At 60.3% G+C, this 18,432-nt stretch carries 25 protein-coding genes; 8 read left to right on the top strand and 17 right to left on the bottom strand.

Going from position 1 to position 18,432, the window contains the following annotated elements:
* Positions 1-47 precede the first annotated feature (47 nt).
* Both IPJ76_00305 and IPJ76_00300 read left to right on the top strand, forming a co-directional pair.
* Positions 48-434, top strand: coding sequence for a DUF983 domain-containing protein (locus tag IPJ76_00305; GenBank protein QQR86699.1), 387 nt, complete (start codon positions 48-50; stop codon positions 432-434).
* A 24-nt stretch (positions 435-458) separates the two neighbouring features.
* A complete protein-coding gene (locus tag IPJ76_00300) occupies positions 459-1,064 on the top strand; it encodes a Crp/Fnr family transcriptional regulator (GenBank protein ID QQR86698.1) in 606 nt (201 codons plus the stop codon).
* On the opposite strand, the gene trxA is transcribed toward IPJ76_00300, so the two are convergent.
* The 13 genes from trxA to IPJ76_00235 all read right to left on the bottom strand — a co-directional run bounded on the left by trxA (position 1,061) and on the right by IPJ76_00235 (position 9,624).
* Positions 1,061-1,363, bottom strand: coding sequence for a thioredoxin (trxA, locus tag IPJ76_00295; protein ID QQR86697.1), 303 nt, complete (start codon positions 1,361-1,363; stop codon positions 1,061-1,063). The two genes, IPJ76_00300 and trxA, sit on opposite strands and share 4 nt — an antisense overlap.
* Before the next feature lie 2 nt (positions 1,364-1,365).
* The gene (locus tag IPJ76_00290; protein ID QQR86696.1) at positions 1,366-1,605 is read right to left on the bottom strand and encodes a hypothetical protein; all 240 of its coding nucleotides are present in this window, start codon (positions 1,603-1,605) and stop codon (positions 1,366-1,368) included.
* Between the two features lies 1 nt (position 1,606).
* Positions 1,607-1,825, bottom strand: coding sequence for a DUF2892 domain-containing protein (locus tag IPJ76_00285; protein QQR86695.1), 219 nt, complete (start codon positions 1,823-1,825; stop codon positions 1,607-1,609).
* A gap of 75 nt (positions 1,826-1,900) precedes the next feature.
* On the bottom strand, positions 1,901-2,302 hold the full coding sequence (locus IPJ76_00280) for a hypothetical protein (protein ID QQR86694.1): 402 nt from the start codon (positions 2,300-2,302) through the stop codon (positions 1,901-1,903).
* Positions 2,299-3,021 carry a sulfite exporter TauE/SafE family protein gene (locus IPJ76_00275; protein QQR86693.1) on the bottom strand — a complete coding sequence of 241 codons (723 nt, stop codon included), beginning with the start codon at positions 3,019-3,021 and terminating at the stop codon, positions 2,299-2,301. The genes IPJ76_00280 and IPJ76_00275 overlap by 4 nt, the downstream gene beginning before the upstream one ends.
* Positions 3,018-3,452, bottom strand: coding sequence for a FixH family protein (locus IPJ76_00270; protein ID QQR86692.1), 435 nt, complete (start codon positions 3,450-3,452; stop codon positions 3,018-3,020). Before IPJ76_00270 ends, IPJ76_00275 begins: the two co-directional genes overlap by 4 nt.
* Positions 3,449-4,912 (bottom strand): cytochrome c oxidase accessory protein CcoG, encoded by a 1,464-nt coding sequence (gene ccoG / locus IPJ76_00265; protein QQR86691.1) that lies wholly within the window; start codon positions 4,910-4,912, stop codon positions 3,449-3,451. The genes IPJ76_00270 and ccoG overlap by 4 nt, the downstream gene beginning before the upstream one ends.
* 1 nt (position 4,913) lies before the next feature.
* Positions 4,914-6,104, bottom strand: coding sequence for a c-type cytochrome (locus IPJ76_00260; GenBank protein ID QQR86690.1), 1,191 nt, complete (start codon positions 6,102-6,104; stop codon positions 4,914-4,916).
* On the bottom strand, positions 6,094-6,291 hold the full coding sequence (locus IPJ76_00255) for a CcoQ/FixQ family Cbb3-type cytochrome c oxidase assembly chaperone (protein ID QQR86689.1): 198 nt from the start codon (positions 6,289-6,291) through the stop codon (positions 6,094-6,096). The genes IPJ76_00260 and IPJ76_00255 overlap by 11 nt, the downstream gene beginning before the upstream one ends.
* 6 nt (positions 6,292-6,297) lie before the next feature.
* Positions 6,298-8,496 carry a cytochrome-c oxidase, cbb3-type subunit I gene (gene ccoN, locus IPJ76_00250; GenBank protein ID QQR86688.1) on the bottom strand — a complete coding sequence of 733 codons (2,199 nt, stop codon included), beginning with the start codon at positions 8,494-8,496 and terminating at the stop codon, positions 6,298-6,300.
* Entirely contained in the window at positions 8,493-8,699 is a 207-nt protein-coding gene (gene ccoS, locus IPJ76_00245) for a cbb3-type cytochrome oxidase assembly protein CcoS (GenBank protein ID QQR86687.1), read from the bottom strand. The genes ccoN and ccoS overlap by 4 nt, the downstream gene beginning before the upstream one ends.
* A 145-nt stretch (positions 8,700-8,844) precedes the next feature.
* Positions 8,845-9,228: a rhodanese-like domain-containing protein gene (locus tag IPJ76_00240; protein QQR86686.1), complete on the bottom strand. Its 384-nt coding sequence runs from the start codon at positions 9,226-9,228 to the stop codon at positions 8,845-8,847.
* Positions 9,229-9,279: 51 nt separating this feature from the next.
* Positions 9,280-9,624 (bottom strand): ribose-5-phosphate isomerase, encoded by a 345-nt coding sequence (locus tag IPJ76_00235; GenBank protein QQR86685.1) that lies wholly within the window; start codon positions 9,622-9,624, stop codon positions 9,280-9,282.
* Positions 9,625-9,689: 65 nt separating this feature from the next.
* Here IPJ76_00235 and IPJ76_00230 point away from each other — a divergent pair, with 65 nt between their 5' ends.
* The gene (locus tag IPJ76_00230) at positions 9,690-10,514 is read left to right on the top strand and encodes a T9SS type A sorting domain-containing protein (GenBank protein ID QQR86684.1); all 825 of its coding nucleotides are present in this window, start codon (positions 9,690-9,692) and stop codon (positions 10,512-10,514) included.
* A 10-nt stretch (positions 10,515-10,524) separates the two neighbouring features.
* Here the strand turns inward: IPJ76_00230 and IPJ76_00225 are convergent, their stop codons facing one another.
* Positions 10,525-11,355, bottom strand: coding sequence for a choice-of-anchor J domain-containing protein (locus IPJ76_00225; GenBank protein ID QQR86683.1), 831 nt, complete (start codon positions 11,353-11,355; stop codon positions 10,525-10,527).
* A gap of 460 nt (positions 11,356-11,815) precedes the next feature.
* Between IPJ76_00225 and IPJ76_00220 the strand changes: the two genes are divergently transcribed.
* The 4 genes from IPJ76_00220 to IPJ76_00205 all read left to right on the top strand — a co-directional run bounded on the left by IPJ76_00220 (position 11,816) and on the right by IPJ76_00205 (position 14,548).
* Positions 11,816-12,142: a hypothetical protein gene (locus IPJ76_00220; protein QQR86682.1), complete on the top strand. Its 327-nt coding sequence runs from the start codon at positions 11,816-11,818 to the stop codon at positions 12,140-12,142.
* A gap of 314 nt (positions 12,143-12,456) precedes the next feature.
* A complete protein-coding gene (locus IPJ76_00215; protein ID QQR86681.1) occupies positions 12,457-13,134 on the top strand; it encodes a hypothetical protein in 678 nt (225 codons plus the stop codon).
* Between the two features lie 20 nt (positions 13,135-13,154).
* Complete coding sequence (locus IPJ76_00210) at positions 13,155-13,559, top strand: hypothetical protein (protein ID QQR86680.1); 405 nt, start codon at positions 13,155-13,157, stop codon at positions 13,557-13,559.
* Between the two features lie 2 nt (positions 13,560-13,561).
* The gene (locus tag IPJ76_00205; protein ID QQR86679.1) at positions 13,562-14,548 is read left to right on the top strand and encodes a hypothetical protein; all 987 of its coding nucleotides are present in this window, start codon (positions 13,562-13,564) and stop codon (positions 14,546-14,548) included.
* Positions 14,549-14,780: 232 nt separating this feature from the next.
* Here the strand turns inward: IPJ76_00205 and IPJ76_00200 are convergent, their stop codons facing one another.
* Positions 14,781-14,930: a hypothetical protein gene (locus IPJ76_00200; GenBank protein QQR86678.1), complete on the bottom strand. Its 150-nt coding sequence runs from the start codon at positions 14,928-14,930 to the stop codon at positions 14,781-14,783.
* Between the two features lie 15 nt (positions 14,931-14,945).
* On the opposite strand from IPJ76_00200, the gene IPJ76_00195 reads away from it, so the two are divergent.
* Complete coding sequence (locus IPJ76_00195; protein QQR86677.1) at positions 14,946-17,057, top strand: tail fiber domain-containing protein; 2,112 nt, start codon at positions 14,946-14,948, stop codon at positions 17,055-17,057.
* A gap of 126 nt (positions 17,058-17,183) precedes the next feature.
* Here IPJ76_00195 and IPJ76_00190 read toward each other — a convergent pair whose 3' ends face one another.
* Both IPJ76_00190 and IPJ76_00185 read right to left on the bottom strand, forming a co-directional pair.
* Positions 17,184-18,080: an IS3 family transposase gene (locus IPJ76_00190; GenBank protein QQR86676.1), complete on the bottom strand. Its 897-nt coding sequence runs from the start codon at positions 18,078-18,080 to the stop codon at positions 17,184-17,186.
* Positions 18,081-18,103: 23 nt separating this feature from the next.
* Positions 18,104-18,370 carry a transposase gene (locus IPJ76_00185; GenBank protein QQR86675.1) on the bottom strand — a complete coding sequence of 89 codons (267 nt, stop codon included), beginning with the start codon at positions 18,368-18,370 and terminating at the stop codon, positions 18,104-18,106.
* Positions 18,371-18,432: the final 62 nt, after the last annotated feature.

The following is an 18,432-nucleotide window of genomic DNA, read 5'->3' as shown; positions in this document are numbered from 1 at the left end:
GTGAGTTCGGTCACGCTGGTCGGCATCTTCTTGCTTCTCTTTGCAGCATGGCTTGGAAGCAGACCAAACTGTACAGCATCCTGAACCGCAAGTGCCCGTATTGCCACGAAGGGGAGTTCTTCGTTTCGCATCCGTACGACCTGGCCAAGGCAGGTGACACGCACGCACAATGCCCGGCCTGCAAGCGGAAGTTCAGCATGGAGCCAGGTTTCTACTACGGGGCCATGTACGTGTCCTACGCTATCGGTGTGGCGGTGAGCGTGGCCGTGTGGGTGGCCTTCTATGTGCTGTGGCCTTCGGCCGGCATGTGGACGGTTCTGGGGTCCATCATAGCCACGCTCTTGATCGGTGCGCCATGGTTCTACGCCACCAGCAAGATCATCTGGGCCAACCTGTTCTTCCACTTCGACAAGGCCGGGGCACCGCGCGATTGACCGCCCGGGCGGTACTTTGCCGCCATGTTCAAGGATACTGTGTTGTCGACCGAGCTGGAGCGGAACGCCGTGCACAAGCATCTCCCGGCAGGCACGGTCATCATGCGGGCTGGCGATCCCATCACGCACATCCCCATCGTGACGGGGGGCAGCCTGCGCATTCTCGCTCAGAACAACGAAGGCCAGGAACGGTTCCTGTACCACATCATGCCCGGTGAATCGTGCGCCGTGAGCATGACCTGCTGCGTGGGGCGCCGTGTGAGCACCGTGCGGGCCGTGGTGGAGGAAGATGCCGACCTCCTGCTCGTCCCCATCGAACGGCTCGATGAATGGATGAAGTACCCGGAGTGGCGCTACTTCGTCAGTGACACCCAGACCCAACGGTTCAACGAACTGCTCGAAACCTTGGAAGTGGTGGCCTTCACCCGCCTCGATGAACAACTGTGGAACTACCTCGTGCGCCGGGTGCAGGCCACCGGCAACACCACCTTGAAGGTGACGCACCAGGAGATCGCGGACGAGTTGAATTCGCCCCGCGAAGTGATCACTCGGTTATTGCACCAACTCGTGCAACGGGGCCGGGTGGACCTGGCGCGGGGCACCATTACCGTGCACCCGAACGTGCCTTAGGCGTGGCGTTCCACGGCCTCCTGCAGTTGCTGCGCGCTCACCACTCCTGACACGCGCCATACCACATCCCCGTTGCGGAAAATGGCCAACGTGGGCACGCCGCGCACCTGATAAGCCTGTGCGGCCGCAGGGTTCTTGTCCACGTCCACTTTCAGCACCACGGCCCTGTCGCCGATGCGCTGCTTGAATTCCTCGAGGATGGGCTTCATGGCCTTGCAGGGCCCGCACCACTCGGCGAAGAAGTCGACCACCACGGGCTTGTTACCGTGGATCAGTTCGTTGAAGGTGGGTTGGTCCATGGTCAGTCCAAGCGTTCGTAGGTGATGTTGCCGGGATCGGCCTTGGTCGAACTGCGCGCCGGTGCACACGCTCCGATGCCGCAGCAGCCAACGTTGAACACTGCCTGTACACCGAAGAAGACCGCTGCTATATAGGCCATTGGTTCATGGTCCTTGAGGCCGGCGGCCAGGAACACCAATGCGAACACGAGCCGCAGCCAGCGCGCGCCGTTCCAACCGGTCAGTAGGCGTTCCTTGAACACGTCAGTGGCCGGTTGTGGACTTCTTCTTTCCCGTGTTGATGCCGAAAGGGGCATACAGCGGGCAGAAGCTGATGAAACTGGTGAGGGCGAACACAGCGGCCAACGCCAGCAGCACGAGGCCCAATGTGCCGGAAACAGTCCCGGTGAAGTACAGTACGGCGATGATCGCCGCAATGATCAAGCGGATGGTTTTGTCCGCGGTACCCATGTTCGGTTTCATGCCTTGTTGTTTGACCACAAAGAACGAAACCCGCGGTCGGAAGCACCGTGATGAACATCACAGAGCGCCCGATGCTCACATGCGCTTGGCCAACCAGCGCATGAAGTCCGCCTTCAGCTCGTGGTAGAGCTTCTCGAACGTGGCGATGTCCTCGCGCATCTTGGTGTGGTCGTTGAAGAGCACATGGTCCGATGCAACAGGGTGTTCCCGTTCCATCTTTTCCAGGTGGTTCTCGTGCTGCTTCACCTCGTGGCGCAGTTCATCGATCACTTCGCGCTGGCGGATGTACTGGTTCTGGAAGTGCTCCAGTTCGGCCATCACCTCGGCGCCGTTGTTGCGGCGTGCGATGTCCTCCATGCGGTGTTCCAGGATGCCGATCTCTTCCTTGCAGAAGGAGAGCACGTTGAGCCAGAGCTTGTGGTCGTTGTGCAGGTCGATCATGTGCACCTTCTTGGGTGCTGTGGTGGTGGTGCTCATGGAGTTGGGGTTGGTTGATGGCAGGTTGTTGTCGATGTGGGCACGTCGGGCAGTGACGGGCTCAGGAAAGGTATGCCGAAGCCGGATCCGCGGATGATGAGCAGCACGGCCATGCAGGTGACCACCACCGGTGCGGACCGGCGCAGCCACGCACGCAGACCGGGGCTCAACGCGGCGCTGCCCATGCGCAATGCAAAAAGCGCGGGCCAGGTGCCCAGGGCGAACAAGGCCATGAACACGGCGCCTTGCAGGGCGCTGCCCATGGCGGCCGCTCCCAAGGCAGCGGCGTAGACCAGACCACAAGGCAGGAGGCCGTTCAGCATGCCGGTGAGGAAGATGGCCTCGGGCGCTGTGCGGCGCAGTTGCTTGGCCAATCGGCCGCGGAGCCGGGCAATGAGCAGGGCCAATTTCCCTTGTGCGCCCCAGCGCTCCAGCACTCCGGGAACCAGGACGGCCAACAACAACAAGAGGCCTGCCGTCAATGACACCCATCGTTGCAATCCGGCCAACCGTAGCCCTTGCCCGAACGAACCGAACGCCAACCCGAGCGCAACGTAGCTGACGAGCCGGCCGCCGTTCAACAGGAGCGTGGATGCCCAGCGTTCCCGTTGGCCCGGTCCCATTGTGGGCACCGCCATTGCGATGGGACCGCACATGCCCACGCAGTGCGCGCTGCCTGCTGCGCCCATTAAAAGAGCTGCTGGCAGCAGTGCGTTCATGGTACGAACAGCCGCTCCTCGCGGAAGTACTCAAAGCCATCAACGGTCCAGGTCAATTGGGCGATATACACCCCTGGCACCAGGTCCACTGCGGCTTGCATGCGTTCGGTAGCTGTCCCGCTGAGTGCGACTTTCCGGTCGGCGTCCACGTTGTTCAGGCGGATCAGTTCCAACGTTCCGGTGATGGTCTTGCCGTGCATTTCAGCCGGGAAGCCGACCTGGACACGGGTACGGTCGGCGGCGATGGTCACCTTGGAGCTGAGCACGTCCGCGCGGTGCGTGGCATCGATGCGGTCCTGGTAGGCCAGCTCCTGTTCGTAGTAGTTCTCCGCGATGAGCGGCTCCGGGCTCTGCGCGCCGCGCACCATGAAGTACGTCATCATGCCCGCGAAGGCGATGAGGGCCATGGCAAGTCCTTTTCCCCAGTTCATTGTGGTATGGATATGGGTCCGACGAACGATGTGGTGACGGTCTCCAACTGCTTGTCGCCGCTGAAGACACCGATGCTAACGCGGGTCTTCATGCCGGTGAGCGAGGTCTTGGGCAGTATGACGAAGAGCTCGCCCTGGCCCAGCGCACCGGGCTCCAGTTCAATGGGCTTGCCCACCAGCTTCACTTCGCCGGGCAGGTCCAACACTTGGAAGTGCACGGGCATGCTGTGGTGCGATTTGTTGAGGACCTTGATGGTGTAAAGGTTGCTGATGCGGCCATCGGGCTGCTGCTGGAAGAGCATGCCCGGCGTGCGCAGTACGGTGCTGTCCGTATCGCTCCGGAGCGCAATGAGGGTGGCCAGCACACCGACGAGCACCACCAGCACCGCACTGTAGGCCTTCATGCGCGTGTTGAACACGAAGGGTTTCTTGTCCGCTATTCCGCTTTCGCTGGCATAGCGCACCAGGCCCTTCGGCAGGCCCACGCTCTCCATCATGTTGTCGCACGCGTCGATGCAGGCGGTACAGTTCACGCACTCCAGTTGCGTGCCGTTGCGGATGTCGATGCCCGTGGGGCATTCGTGCACGCAGGCTTTGCAATCGATGCAATCGCCTTTCCCTGCGGAAGAACGGTCCTCGCCCTTGCGCATGTGTCCGCGCGGTTCGCCGCGCACATGGTCGTACGCGATGACGATGCTCTTGCGGTCCAGCAGCACACCTTGCAAGCGGCCGTACGGGCAAACCGTGGTGCACGCTTGCTCGCGGAAGAAGGCGAAGTTGGCGTAGAAGACGCCGCTGAACAGGGTCATGGCGAGCAGCCCGCCCACGTGCGCGTCAGCCGGTTCGCGCACGATGCCCAGCAGCTCATCGCTACCGATGATGTAGGCCAGGAAGGTGTTACCGATGAAGAAGCTGATGCCGAAGAACAGCGCGTGCTTGAGCGTCTTCTTGCGGATCTTGTCGCCCGTGAGCGGCCCCTTGTCCAGGGCCTGCCGTTGCTTCCAGTCGCCTTCGATCGTGTATTCGATGCGGCGGAACACCTGGTCCATGAAGACGGTTTGCGGACAGGCCCAGCCGCAGAACAAGCGCCCGAAGGCCACCGTGAAGAGCGCCACGAACACGATGAAGGCGATGAAGCCGATCACGAAGATCAGGAAATCCTGCGGCCAGAACGTTTGTCCGAAGAACACGAAGCGCCGCTCCAGGATGTTGATCATCAGGAGCGGTTCCCCGCCGATGCGCAGGAACGGCCCGATGAAGAGCAGGGCCAGCAACGAGTACCCTACGATGGACCGGCGCGTGGTGAACTTGCCGTGCGACTTCTTCGGGTACACCCACACGCGCTTGCCGTGCTTGTCCACCGTGCTGATGGAGTCGCGGAAGCTCTCGTCGCGGAGGCCGCCCTTGCGGGCATCGGCATCGTGATCGCGTTTGAGTTGTGCGGGTTGACGGGTGTCCATTTCAGTTGGTGGCCAAGCGCGCGGTGTCGGCCGGGACGGCTAGGGAGTCGGCCGGGGCCGCAGTGCTGTCAACCGGTGCGGCCGCTTCCTGCCATAGATCGCCCTGCGGCGCTTTCTGGGCGGCGTCACCCTTGCCCTCGCGGCTAAGGATGTAGCTGGTCAGGGCAGCGATCTCGTTCGGCTTCAGCTGGCTCTTCCAACTGATCATGCCCTTTTCCGGCACGCCGTACTTGATGGTTTTGAAGATGTTCTTCACCCCGCCGCCATGGATCCAATACGCATCCGTGAGGTTTGGGCCGACGGAGGTTTCGCTGCCCTGAGCGCCCGCGTTGTGGCAGGCCACGCAGTACTGCGAGAAGATGGCTTCACCGCTGTTGATGGTGGCGGCATCGGTGCTCGCGGTCACGTTGGTCTCGTCCACCACGCTTCCTTGGAGAGCTACGAAGGCGGCCACTTCCTCTTTGGCTTCTTGCATTTTGGCCACGTATTCGGCCTCCTGTTTCGGCCACACGCCAAGCATGTGCACGTTCACCAAGTACACCACACCCCAGAGTATCGTGCCGTAGAAGAGCCACAACCACCACGGCGGCAGCACGTTGTCCAGCTCGCGGATGCCGTCGTATTCGTGGTGCATGAGCAGGTCCTGCTCTTTTTCCACGGCGGGCCTGCGGGTAAGGCGTTGCAGCAACGTGTCCACCCAAGTGGGTCCTTCCGGTTCCGAGGCTTCCACTTCTTCCTTCACGCCCGTCACGGCCTTGGTGAGGCCTTTGAGGATGATGAGCTGCGCGATCATCACGGTGAGGAGCACCATGTTCACGGCAAGCAATGCCCAGAAGAGGTGATAGTTGCTGATCACGCCGCCATCGCCTTTGTAGGTCTGCGCGTTCGCGTCGGAAGCCAGCAGCAGCAAGGGCAGGAGCACGCCGATCTTACCGGCGTTGCGCACGTAGCGCCGCGCCCATGCACCCACGCCGCCCATGGTGCGCATAACGCCGCTCAGGGACACGATGAAGATGGTCTGCATGATCGCCAAGGCCAGCATGGCATAGATGAGCCCGTTACTGACTTCGAACAAGCCGCCGCCCACGGAAGTCGCGTTAGGGTCGGGCGCAGGGGTTTGGGCCAGCAGCGGGCCGGTGATCAGCAGGAGAACGGTCGGCAGGAGGGGGCGGAGGATCCGTTCAAAGCGCATGGCGTTCGGTTTCGTTGTTGTCGTCGTTGATGGGCAGCGCGGCCATGTGGTCGATGTGCGTGCGGCGCACGGTGAACACCCACCAGAGCACGGCCAGGAAGAAGAGGAAGAAGACCACGAACGAGAGCATGGGCCATATCTCCACGCCTCCGATCGATGACAGATGGTGCTTGATGAACTTGAGCATGGCTGATCAGGGTTGGGCCACGGCGGCAGTGGCGGCGGGTTTGGCTTTGATGTCGGTGCCCACGCGTTGCAGGTAGGCGATGAGCGCGATGATCTCTCGGTCGGCGTTGGCCTCGATACCGTCCTTCTTCAGGCCGGCCACGATGGCCGCGCGTTGTTCATCCAAATGGGCGTTGGCGCGTTGGGCGAACCCGGGACCATAAGGCTCCTTGTCGTACGGCACGCCCATGGTGAGCATGGCTTCGATCTTCTTGGTCGTTGTTGTTGTGTCCAACGCATCATTGAACAAGTGGTGGTACGGCGGCATCAGCGAGCCCGGGCTCATGCTGGTGGGATCGTACATGTGGTAGTAGTGCCAGCTGTGCGGGTACTTGCCGCCCACGCGCAACAGGTCCGGTCCGGTGCGCTTGCTGCCCCATTGGAACGGGTGGTCGTACACGAACTCGCCGGCCTTCGCGTATTCGCCGTAGCGCTCCGTTTCGCTCCGGAACGGACGGATCATCTGGCTGTGGCAGGTGTAGCAGCCTTCACGCACGTAGATATCGCGCCCGTGCAGCTCCAGCGGTGTGTAGGGTTTCACGCTGGCGATGGTGGGTATGTTGCTCTCCACGAGGAACGTCGGGACGAGCTCGAACAGGCCGCCGATCGCCACCAGCACCAAGCTCGCAACGAGCATCTGGATGGGCCGGCGTTCGATCCAGCGGTGCCAGTGACCGCCTTCGTTCACCACCGCCACCTTTTCCAGTGCCGGTGCTTCGGCGTCCTCGTTGGCGATGAGCTTGCCTGCCTTGGCCGTCTTCCACACGTTGTACACCATGATGAAGGCGCCGATGAGGTAGAGCAGACCACCGAGAGCGCGGAGCCAGTAGGCGTACTTGATCTCCACCACGGTGTCCAGGAAGTTCTTGTACACCAGGAAACCGTCCGGCGTGAACTCCTTCCACATCATGGCTTGGAAGAACCCGGCGAAATAGAGCGGTATCGCATAGAACACGATGCCCAACGTGGCGATCCAGAAGTGCACGTTCGCCAGGCGCGTGCTGTGCAGCTTGGTGCCGTAAAGGCGGGGCACCATCCAGTAGATGATACCGAACGTCAGCATGCCGTTCCAGCCGATGCCACCGATGTGCACGTGCGCGATGATCCAGTCGGTGAAGTGGGCGATGGCGTTGAGGTACTTCACGCTGAGCAAGGGACCCTCCAGCGTGCTCATGCCGTAACAGGTCACGGCCACCACCATGAACTTCAGCACGGGATCCTCACGTACCCGGTCCCATGCACCGCGCAACGTCAGCAGCCCGTTCAGCATACCGCCCCAGCTCGGTGCGATGAGCATCACGCTGAACACCACGCCCAGGCTCTGCGCCCAGTCGGGCAACGCGCTGTAGAGCAGGTGGTGCGGGCCAGCCCAGATGTAGATGAAGATGAGCGCCCAGAAGTGGATGATGCTGAGCTTGTAACTGTACACCGGGCGATTGGCCGCCTTCGGCATGAAGTAGTACATGAGGCCCAAGTAGGGCGTGGTGAGGAAGAACGCCACCGCATTGTGGCCGTACCACCACTGCACCAGGGCGTCCTGCACGCCGGCGTACCAGCTGTAGCTCTTCAGGAAGCTGATCGGCAGTTCCATGCTGTTGGTGATGTGCAGCATGGCCACCGTTACCCACGTGGCGATGTAGAACCAGATGGCCACGTACAGGTGGCGCTCGCGGCGCTTGAGGATGGTGCCGAACATGTTGATGCCGAACACCACCCACACCAGTGTGATCAGGATGTCGATCGGCCACTCCAGCTCCGCGTATTCCTTGCCGGTGGTGATGCCCAACGGCAGGGTTACCGCGGCGCAAACGATGATGAACTGCCAGCCCCAGAAATGCAGCTTGCTCAGCACATCGCTGAACATGCGCGCCTTGAGCAGCCGCTGCATGCTGTAATAGGCCCCGGCGAAAATGCCGTTGCCCACGAAGGCGAAAATGACAGCGTTGGTGTGCAACGGACGCAGGCGGCCGAACGTGAACCACTGCTGTTCGCCAAGCCAAGTGAAGGGCCGTACGATCCAGTAGTACCACGCATCAGGTGGCGTGTTCTGGGCCACCATCTGCGTGGCGATGATGAGACCGACCAGCATGCCCACCACGCCCCACAGGACGGTGATGAACAGGAAGTTCTTGACGATGCGGTTGTCGTACTGGAATCGCTCGTTCATAGGAAGGTGGAATTGCTCCCTTCTCCTTGGGGGAGGGGCCGGGGGTGAGGTTGGTTTGCTTGCGGGAAGTCGTCGCGCAGGATGCGCACGGCCGGCGACTTGTCATCGTCGAACTGCCCGGTGCGCACGGCGCGGATGAAGGCGAACAGGAAAAAGCCCGCCACCAGCGTGCTCGCAGCGATCAAGAGGAAGATGACGCTCATCAGTTCCGGGCTTTGCGCTGCGAAACTGCCGGGGCGCAAAGGGCCGGTCGGTGAGACCGGTCAGGGCCTCACCTGATGTTCGTCAGGAATGTTGGGGAATGCGCATCCGCCGGTCATCGCCGACGTGCACCTGCCTGCAGCAGCACTACTTCACCACCGCGCCACCGCTCTTTTTCCACGCACCGATCCCGCCGTCGAGATCGAGCACATCGCGGAAACCCATGCCGCGGAGCATCTCGCGCGCCTCTTCACTGCGGCCACCGGCAGCACAGTACAAACGCACCGGGGCGTTCTTGTCGAGCTTCTCCACCTGTGCCTTGAATTCATCGCTGAACCAATCGATGTGCACGGCGCCTTCAATGTGGCCGCGCGACCATTCATCGGGGGTGCGCACATCGATGAGCTGCACCGTGTCGGTGCGCAGCTCGGCCTGCAACGCGGCCGCGCCGATCGTACCGGCAGGCTGGGCGGCGCAACCGGCGGATGCTATGACAAGGGCGACGGCGAGCAACAGGGCGAAGGGGCGCATGGCGTTCGGTTTGGTGCGCCAAATATGGGTCGATCGCAAGCGCTTGGCCGCTCAGTTCGTCCACACCGCGTAACCCTTGCGGCGCAGCTCGAGCGCAAGGCCGCGCTCCACTTCCAAGGCTTCGGCGCGGCTCAGCGGACCGATGTCCTGGTACAGGCTGGGCCGCAGGTAGCGCCCGTACCTGCGCACGATGGCCGACGACAGGTTGTGGCCCTTCTTGCTCAGCGCGCCGGTCTTGTGCTGCGCGAAGCGTTCCTGCGGCGTCTTGCTCGTCATGCCCACGTACAGGCATTCCAGCACACCGTTGTACTGCGGGTTGGCTTCGCGGAATTTCCGGTCCTCGGTGAAGACCTTGCGCGCCAGTTCGATGACGTAAACCGTGTATGCCGTTGGCATGGTGGAGCGCGAAGATGGATCCGCGCTGTGCTGCGGAACATATCTTGTCGCCACAACCTCCGCACATGCACCGCTCCATTGCACCCTTGGCCTTGTTGCTTGCCGGTTCCTTGCAGGCGCAAACCGTTCAGAAATGCTGCGGCACCAGCAACAGCACCTTCCTGTTGGGCAACCTCGGCACCGCGAACCATAGCCAATGCCTCTATACGCCGGGCGACCTCACCGGGGCGATCGATGGCGGCATCACGCGCATCTACTACCGGTACGGCACAACTGGTGAGACCGACGGGAATACGCTTACCAACTTCATGGTGCGCATGACACAGACCTCGGCAACGGCGTTCGCGGGCGGCAACACCTTTTTTACCGGGCTCGATACCGTTTTGACCAGTGCATCGTACACCATCGCTCCCGGCACCACCGGCGACTGGTTCGTGCTGGAGTTGGACAGCACGTTCATGTTCGACGCGTCGCTCACGCTGGTGGTGGATCTGAGCTTCACGGGAAGCCTCACCACCAATTTCGGCACGTTGAGCACCAACCTGGCAGGGCGCAAACTGTATTGGAACGACATTACCTCACCGACCGGCCAGAGCGTGGTGAACACTTGGCAGGACATCGGGTTCGATCTGGCAACGAGCAACGCGGTGGAAGCTCCGGCCATCACAACATCAGGGGCACCATACCCGAATCCCGTGCGCGATCGATTGCGCGTGCCCGATGCACGGACCAACGAGCCGTTCCGCGTGGTGGCCGCCGATGGCCGCGTGCACATGGAAGGTGCATGGCCAGCGGACGGGCTCGACCTGTCGGGGGCCACGCCCGGCATGTACCTGCTGACCTTCAATGATCATTCAGATAAACGACAATACCGCTTCGTGCTGGAGTAGTGGGATCGATCTACTGGATCCGCTGTACCGGAGCGCGGGCCACCACATTGCCAGCGCCGTCGCATAGCGTGCAGATGTAGTGGCCTGCGGTGCCCGGAAGCGTCAATTCGGCCCGATCGCGGAACGCCTGCTGAAGGACCTGCGCTCCTCGTGCATCCCAGAGTTGAAGAGTGAGCATAGCGCCGTTATAGCGCGCATCGTTGAGCGCGATGGTGACAAGCCCTTCCCTCGGCGACATGCTGATGGACATGTTGGCGAGGGCACCGTGTTCCGCCACACCCACGTTCACGGGTTGCACGGACACATCATCGATGCCGGGCGTGAGCCAGTTCTGGGTGGCTTGGTAATAGAACGCGATGTGGGCTGTCCCGCTCGTGGGCGGAATGTTCACGGCCGTGGTGGTGGTGTAGGTGCTGCCGGTGGTGATGAGCGGCAGCAGGTCCTGCAAGGGTGTCGCCGTGGCCAGGTCGGGGTTGGCGTTGCCGGTGAGCAGATAGATGCCGCACGCGTCGCTGGGCATGCTGCTGCCCATGATGGCATAGATGTTCGCTTTGCATGTGAGCACCGCACCCCCGCTCAGATCAAGAAGCGGCGATACGTACCAGTCGCGCACGGTGTCGGTGGCGTTGCCGCCCACCGGGTAGTCGTGCCAGAGCTTGTTGGGTGCACTGGCGGCAGCGTTGGCGCTGATGCCCCAGCTGTAGTTGCTCAGGTGGCCGGTGCGGAACTGCTGCCAGCCCTGTTGCTGCGCCGCATTGTCGAACCCTGTCGTGTAGGGTAATGCGGTTTGGGCGGAAGCCGCGAAGGGCAAGCAGAGAACGAAAAGGGTAGTGGTGCGCATGGGCAAAAGGGGTTTGCCGAAGAGATGCGCTTGCGCAGCGTTGTGCTGCCTAGGCAAGGGCGAACGGTTGGCGATGGGCTGGAGCACGATGCCGCCAAGCATACGGGTTGCGCCTGGTGCACGGTGCGTGAAGTTGTTGCCGTGGGAAATGCCTCACCAACGCAACGGCGGTTGATCAAATGTGCACAACTAACCGCCCGAAAATTTGGAGAAGGGGGAGGGGGCGGCAGTATGTTCACACCACCAATGAGGTCGATCGTGCAACTATTCTCCAAAGACCTCGGTGTTGGCTTGCTCGGCGGCGGAATGAGGAATGCGCAAGGTGCAAGGCGCAAGGCGCAACGGCGCAACGGCGCAACGGCGCAACGGCGCAACGGCGCAACCGACTAGGACAGGTCAAGGTATTGCGTACGGCAGCTTTGAACGAGCGGCCAACTGTGTTTTCCATGCACCGTGCGCCATGAAACACCTGGCGCTTGTGCTCGCGTTGCTGGCTACCATCTTGGCCGAAGCCCAAGACTGCGGCGCGTTGAAGGCTCTTGAGCAAGCAAAGCGCTTGCACACCACACTTCAAGTGGACAGCGGCCGCAGCTACGGGCTACAACTCATCTGCAACCCCATGCCGCCGCGCTGCGAACACCAGGGCTGCATGGGGCACCACACTGAAGTTGCGCCACGCGAGGCGCTCACCGAAGTGGATACCACCGCGCTGGCCGATCTGCAAGCCCTGTTAGCTTGCATCATGGCGGAGTGGAGGAAACAACAACCACCCGCCGCTGAGCCATGAGGACTTGGTTGCATAGCGTGTTGGTGGGTGCGTTGATGTTGGGCGCGGGGCAAGGGAGCGGGCAGAACTTGGTTCCCAATGGGAGCTTTGAGGAGTACACGATTTGTCCAACTGCCTTGGACCAGATGGAACGTGCTGTGGGTTGGTCCAGCCGAAGAGGTTCCTGCGACTACTACAATGTGTGCGGACACCCGGATACTTGCGGAGTTCCCTTCAACTGGTTCGGATTCCAGGGTGCGCGATCAGGAACGGGGTATGCGGGTGGCTATTGTTTTTCGACCGATGACGGCACCCCACTTGACCTGCGGGAGTGCATGGGTGTTGAACTCACTTCTGCACTCATTGTTGGTCAGACCTATCATATTCGCCTGCACACAAGCCTCACCACGCAGGGTAGTGGAACGAACGGAGCGCTTGCTTTTGCATGTGACCACTTAGGGGCCCTCTTCACGGTCGGCTCTTACTATTCAACGCAATTCGATGATTTGCCCGGCTACGCGCAGGTGTTCACGACCAGCGTCGTAACCGATTCTACAGGTTGGACTGAAGTGGCCGGAACGTTCGTCGCTGACTCGGCATACGCTTTCCTTACGCTCGGCAACTTCTTCAATGACGCAGCGACCGCGTGGGACTCCATTGAACCTACTGGAACCCACGGATATGCTTACTACTACTTTGACGACGTCTGTGTGGCACTGGACCCTTCTGATTGTACGTGGCCTTCCTCAATCACGCTTGTACCGACGATAGAGCCTGTGGTCTTTCCCTTGCCGTTCGTGGGTGACTTGTTTGTCGCTGGGTTGCCGGATGGTCAATGGACTTTCCTGTTGTTCGATACGAACGGAAAGTTCACGGGTACCGGATCGAACATATCGTCCAACCAACTCGTGCGTTGCTCACTTCCCGCTTTGCGACCGGGTACATACCTCATCGAAGCTCACGGCCCTGAGCGTCAACGATGGCGCAAAGTCATACAGGCAGGCGAACCCTAAACCCCAACACCCTCAGCACCATGAGAACCTCTCTTCCTAGCACAAGAGCCAACACCGTTTTAATCTGTTTGTTCTTCCATGGCGTTTGCGCGGCTCAGTTTCAGAATCCAGGTGGACTCGGTTTCTGGAATACACCGGCACCACCAGCGACGAACGGAGTTGCGATAGGCGCCCTGCCAGGCCCCTTCAACGCCACATTCCAGATCAGGGCCGATCAGATACCTGTTACGGCCAATACGCCCCAGGCCCAGCAGAACCGCATTTTCGAAACATGGGGCGACGCGACGAACCCGTCCTTCTGGCGGATGTGGCGGGGCAATGATCCACTAGGCCGCATCTTTTGCAACGGCGCCGCCACCAACCTCGGCTTCAACATTCAGCAAACCCGCTTCCAAGGTTCGCTCAACCTGATGAACCGTTGCTGACAATGAAGATCCAGCTGCAAGCATTGGGCTCTGGTCTTGTCTTGATTGGACAGCCCGCGTGGTTGTGTGCACAAAACCTGGTGCCGAACCCCAGCTTTGAGGCTTACTTGAATTGCCCGAGTGCCATAGGTGACATAGGCGAAGTACCATCATGGATTCCTTTCAGCGGGACACCGGATTACTTCAACGCTTGCAGCGACACCACGTCAACGGATGTGCCTGCCAACGCTATCGGTTACCAGGACGCGGCGGACGGTATCGGCTATGTTGGATTGGCAACCTATAAAGAGTCATCGGTCTTCCGTGAGTGCATCCAAGCCGAGCTCCTCACGCCGCTTACGATCGGACAACCTGTCCATCTCTCGATGAGGGTTGCGGCCGGTGGTTTCGGTCTGGATGCCAACAACTCCATGCAACTTGCTTCCAGCGGTATTGGAATGCGGTTCAGCACGCAAGCCGCGCCGTTGGGTCTTTTGATTACGGATCAAGCGGCATTGTATATGGCTACTGTGCTTTTCGATACTGCTGAGTGGGTCACGCTCGGTGTGTCGTATGTCCCGGATTCAGCGTACACCTATGTTCAGGTCGGCAATTTCTACTCGGACGCGGCGACCAGCACTTCAGTGCTCGATCCCAATGCCCTTAATCAGGCCGCGTACGCGTTCGTGGATGATGTTTGCGTATCGTCGGCGGATGGAGTTTGCCTTTTGCCGGATGGATGGCCATCGATGAACTCTTCTTCTGAATCTCCGCATTGGAATCTTCAAGGGCAGGAGCTAGTGGTTGGCGGCTTTCGGCCAGGAACAGCATGCCGTGCGTTAGTATTTGACGGTCTTGGCCGATTGGTGATGTTTGAAGATCGGTATGCTTCATCTGATGGCTCCGTCAGAGTCGAAGTCGCCCCAATCACTTCTGGTCATTACACCGTCCGTTTTCGATCGTCAGTTGACGCCGAACGGGCGTTCAAGTTCGTCGTCGTTTCACCCTAAATCAGTTGCCATGAGAACGAAGAGAACATTGATCCTAGGAATAGTCCTAGTAGTCTTGAGCCAGGCTGCGCTCGCTCAAGTTGTGAACAACGCAGTTGGTGACCATTGGCTCACGAATGCCCCACCAGCTCCAAGCAGTTTTACCATCGGAAACGCTCCCTTCACCGGCTCCGCCTTCAATATCCGGGGAAACCAAATGGGGATCCCTACGGGGGAGACATTCCGCAGTTTCTCAGCCAATGGCACTGTCGGCAATACCCGTTTTCGGCGAATTGCGCTTTGGGCGCCGGACACCGAGCAGGAGATAGGCCGCATCTTCCACAATATTGGTTCTTTGGCCCAGCCCAACAACGGCTTCAACATCCAACAGACGCGCTTTCAAGGTTCGTTGAACTTGATGAACCGACGGGGACAGGCAAATGACATCAACTACGACGAGCCGAACGGCAACGGCCTACGCCTCGTGGACGACTTCAACTTCGTGTGCAACGGCTACATCGGGAATCAGCGGTTCGGATTCATCGCGATAGGCGATCTGGACCAGGCAATTCAAACGACCGCTGGCAACAACGCCACGCCATGGTCCCGTTTCCACCTTGTCCACAACGTTCGGGATATCACCCCGGAGGGCGATGGCTATCGGCAATGGATGCGCAACGGTGTCATGTACACCGGCCGTGGCCTTCAGATGTACCTCGGCCAGAAGTACGGCCTGAGCGGCGCTGCCGAAGTCACCGGTCAAGGGAGTGCTGTGCTGCAGTTCGGTGATGATGCGCTCAATGCCAATCGGCAGACAATGCGTTTCCTCTACACGGTGAACCCCGATGCGCTCGCAACCACTGGAGCGAGCAGCGTCGAGGGCTTGGAACTGATGCGGCTTTGGCCGGAGACACTTACTGAAGGCTTCGTGGGCATCGGCGATTTCTTCGCTGGGGCTGATCAACCCACACAGCGGTTGGATGTCCGCACGGGCAAGGTCCGTATCCGCCAATTGCCCACCGATCCGATCATGACCACATCGACGAAAATGATGGTGGTGGAGGATCTAACGGGTGTCGTCGGCTGGCAGAACATTCCGACCGGTGGCGGCGGAGGCCCGGATTGCGATTGGCTTGTTGATGGCACAGGTCTGGATGTCACGACGGCATGGGACCCATCGGCCCCGGCTGGCTGCCCGAACAACACTTGGAAAGTCGGCATAGGTACCGATGTTCCTCAGAACAACACCAAGGTCCACATCAAGGATAACGACCATCTGGGGGCATACGACGAGGCTGCGCTGATGGTGGAAATGGCTGGTGATGCGGATAAGAGTGTTAGGGGCTACTTCGAGACCAATCGGCTAGCACCCTCTTGTCTTGAAAGTTGGGGGCTCCATGCCTTGGCGTACAATGGCAGTGTGTACAATGCAGGCGTGCGCGGCTACGTAGAGTTGCAATCAGGGCGTGGTACATCCAGTACCGACAACGTAGGAACCCGCGGTGCCGTGCACATCGCTTCAGAGTCGAGGGAAGTCTGGGGTGCGGAGGGGAATGTGTTCGTGAAGACGGGTTGTTCAGCTCGGCGGGCGATCGGTAGCCTGGGTTGGGTGGTGGTAGACCCTGTTGGTTCCACAGGGACGGTGAGCGAATCTTATGGCGTGTTGGGGCGTACGTATGTGGGTGATACGCAGTACGGCGTATACGGCAAGGTCGACCAACCACCTCCGGGTAATTCGAGCTACGGGGTCTACGGTGTTGAAACCGCTGGGGGCAACGGTGCGGCCGTATATGCCGAGGGTGATCTTGTGCACACGGGTGCGCTGATCAACGCCTCGGATGCCATGTTCAAATCCAACGTACAACCCTTGGCCGGTGCTACCCCAAAGCTGATGCAGATCGCGCCTCACACCTACGAGACCGACTCCGCTAACTATGGGTACGTTGGTATGGACGGGGGCTCGCACATGGGAGTTATTGCGCAAGAGCTTCAAGCCGTTTTTCCCGAGCTGGTCCGAACGGTAACACGCCCGGCTGAGTATGACTCGGCAGGCGCTCTGGTGCACCCGTCGTTGCAGTTCATGGCGGTGAACTACCAAGAACTGATACCGCTCCTTATCGCGGGTTTTCAAGAGCAACAAGCCCAACTCGCCGCCATGCAACAAGCCCTTGCCGCCTGCTGCGTGGGTGTGCCTACCGATGGTGGGCTCTTCCAAGGCCAAGGCAACAACACGGGCACGGGTACGCAAGACCTGTCTCGGATGGCCAGTGAAGACCTGCTCACCATTGCGCCGAATCCGTTCGAAGACCACACAACCATCAGTTATCGCAATGCCTCGCCGGGCCGTGTGATGCTGCGCGTGAGCGATAGCCGTGGCCAGCACATCGATACCCTGCGCGATGCCATGCAGGATGCTGGTGCCTTCACCTACGAGTGGAACACAGTGAGCCTTGCACCGGGCATGTACACCGTGAGCCTGCTGCTGGATGGGCAGCTGCTGGTGGAGCGTGCCGTGAAAGTCGGCCGCTGAGTTCCTACCATCGTTCTGCGAAGCCGCTCGTTACCGGGGCGGCTTCGCTGTTTTGGGCCAGTGATGAACATCACCACCGCGTTCCGCTGCAATGCTCACCTCTGCGCCACTGTAAGCACCCCCATTTTAGGCGCAGCGGTTTGTAAAGGTACTTTTGAGTGTGGTGGTGTTGTGGATGTCCTGTTGAACTGTGGGGAAGTCCGCGCGTGAGCCTGTGTAGTGGGCAGGGAGTTGTCCACATTTCAACAGGAACGCACGGGGCGATAAGCGCAGCAACGACCTGTGCGGGCGCTGGTTGTTATAGCGCCACATCCACTCTTGCGTGATGGTGCGTACTTGGTCCAGGCGTTCGAAGATCCACGCATTGAGCACTTCGGTCCGGTACGTTTTGTTGAAGCGCTCGACCAAGCCGTTCTGCATGGGCATGCCCGGCTGGATGTAGGTGAAGGCGATCCCATTGGATGCGGCCCATTCCTGCATGGCGTGTGCGATGAACTCCGGGCCATTGTCCATGCGAAGGCGTTCGGGCTTACCACGCCAGGCGATCAGCTGGTCCAGCTCACGGATCACGCGTGCAGCAGGCAGAGAGGTGTCGACCGCTATGCACAAGGCTTCCCGGTTGAAGTCATCGATCACGTTGAAAGTGCGGTACTTGCGACCGGTCACCAGCGCATCGCTCATGAAGTCCATGCTCCAAGTGATGTTCGGGCCGATGGGCAGAACGATCGGGTCCTTCACCCGCTCGGGCACCCGGCGCTTCGTACGCCTGCGCAAGTGCAGGTCCGCCTCCTTGTAGAGCCTGTGCACCCGCTTGTGGTTGGCCCCGGTCCCCTCAGTGACCATCTGGTCGAAGGTCAGACCGAACCCCCATGTGGGGTTCTGATCCACCACTCGCATCATGTGCTCGATCACTTCCGCATCGTTCTTCTCCTTGGGCGCATAGCGATACACGCTCGCACTCAAGTTCAACAGCTTGCAGGCCCGGCGTTCGCTGTACTGGCGCTGTTCGACCAGTCGGCGCACGACCTCTCGTTTGTCGTCCGGGCCTACAACTTTCCCTCGATGATCTCCTTGAGCACCTGGCGGTCCATCTGGGCCTCGGTGTACATCTTCTCAAGGCGCGCATACTTGGCCTTCAGCTCCTTGAACTCCTTGAGCTGGTTGGCGTCCAGGCCGCTGTACTTGGCCTTCCACTGATAGAACGTCGGCTGGCTCACGCCATGCTCCCGGCACACGTCCGAAACCTTCTTGCCTGCCTCATGCTCGCGCAGCATCGCAATGATCTGCGTCTCGGTGAATCTGCTCTTTCTCATCCTGATCAAGTTTAGGTGGTTCTACTTCCACCTGCACCTGTTTCAGGGGGTGCTTACACCAC

It is taken from the genome of Flavobacteriales bacterium (assembly GCA_016699575.1).
Lineage (GTDB): Bacteria > Bacteroidota > Bacteroidia > Flavobacteriales_F > PHOS-HE28 > PHOS-HE28.
Note: the sequence above shows the minus strand (reverse complement) of the source record. Positions and strands in the feature narration are given on the sequence as shown.

Bases quoted from the DNA above. Each gene is read 5' to 3' on its own strand.
- IPJ76_00305 (QQR86699.1), top strand. From the start codon at position 48: ATGGCTTGGAAGCAGACCAAACTGTACAGCATCCTGAACCGCAAGTGC.
- IPJ76_00300 (QQR86698.1), top strand. From the start codon at position 459: ATGTTCAAGGATACTGTGTTGTCGACCGAGCTGGAGCGGAACGCCGTG.
- trxA (QQR86697.1), bottom strand. From the start codon at position 1,363: ATGGACCAACCCACCTTCAACGAACTGATCCACGGTAACAAGCCCGTG.
- IPJ76_00285 (QQR86695.1), bottom strand. From the start codon at position 1,825: ATGAAACCGAACATGGGTACCGCGGACAAAACCATCCGCTTGATCATT.
- IPJ76_00280 (QQR86694.1), bottom strand. From the start codon at position 2,302: ATGAGCACCACCACCACAGCACCCAAGAAGGTGCACATGATCGACCTG.
- IPJ76_00275 (QQR86693.1), bottom strand. From the start codon at position 3,021: ATGAACGCACTGCTGCCAGCAGCTCTTTTAATGGGCGCAGCAGGCAGC.
- IPJ76_00270 (QQR86692.1), bottom strand. From the start codon at position 3,452: ATGAACTGGGGAAAAGGACTTGCCATGGCCCTCATCGCCTTCGCGGGC.
- ccoG (QQR86691.1), bottom strand. From the start codon at position 4,912: ATGGACACCCGTCAACCCGCACAACTCAAACGCGATCACGATGCCGAT.
- IPJ76_00260 (QQR86690.1), bottom strand. From the start codon at position 6,104: ATGCGCTTTGAACGGATCCTCCGCCCCCTCCTGCCGACCGTTCTCCTG.
- IPJ76_00255 (QQR86689.1), bottom strand. From the start codon at position 6,291: ATGCTCAAGTTCATCAAGCACCATCTGTCATCGATCGGAGGCGTGGAG.
- ccoN (QQR86688.1), bottom strand. From the start codon at position 8,496: ATGAACGAGCGATTCCAGTACGACAACCGCATCGTCAAGAACTTCCTG.
- ccoS (QQR86687.1), bottom strand. From the start codon at position 8,699: ATGAGCGTCATCTTCCTCTTGATCGCTGCGAGCACGCTGGTGGCGGGC.
- IPJ76_00240 (QQR86686.1), bottom strand. From the start codon at position 9,228: ATGCGCCCCTTCGCCCTGTTGCTCGCCGTCGCCCTTGTCATAGCATCC.
- IPJ76_00235 (QQR86685.1), bottom strand. From the start codon at position 9,624: ATGCCAACGGCATACACGGTTTACGTCATCGAACTGGCGCGCAAGGTC.
- IPJ76_00230 (QQR86684.1), top strand. From the start codon at position 9,690: ATGCACCGCTCCATTGCACCCTTGGCCTTGTTGCTTGCCGGTTCCTTG.
- IPJ76_00225 (QQR86683.1), bottom strand. From the start codon at position 11,355: ATGCGCACCACTACCCTTTTCGTTCTCTGCTTGCCCTTCGCGGCTTCC.
- IPJ76_00220 (QQR86682.1), top strand. From the start codon at position 11,816: ATGAAACACCTGGCGCTTGTGCTCGCGTTGCTGGCTACCATCTTGGCC.
- IPJ76_00215 (QQR86681.1), top strand. From the start codon at position 12,457: ATGGGTGTTGAACTCACTTCTGCACTCATTGTTGGTCAGACCTATCAT.
- IPJ76_00210 (QQR86680.1), top strand. From the start codon at position 13,155: ATGAGAACCTCTCTTCCTAGCACAAGAGCCAACACCGTTTTAATCTGT.
- IPJ76_00205 (QQR86679.1), top strand. From the start codon at position 13,562: ATGAAGATCCAGCTGCAAGCATTGGGCTCTGGTCTTGTCTTGATTGGA.
- IPJ76_00195 (QQR86677.1), top strand. From the start codon at position 14,946: ATGAACCGACGGGGACAGGCAAATGACATCAACTACGACGAGCCGAAC.
- IPJ76_00185 (QQR86675.1), bottom strand. From the start codon at position 18,370: ATGAGAAAGAGCAGATTCACCGAGACGCAGATCATTGCGATGCTGCGC.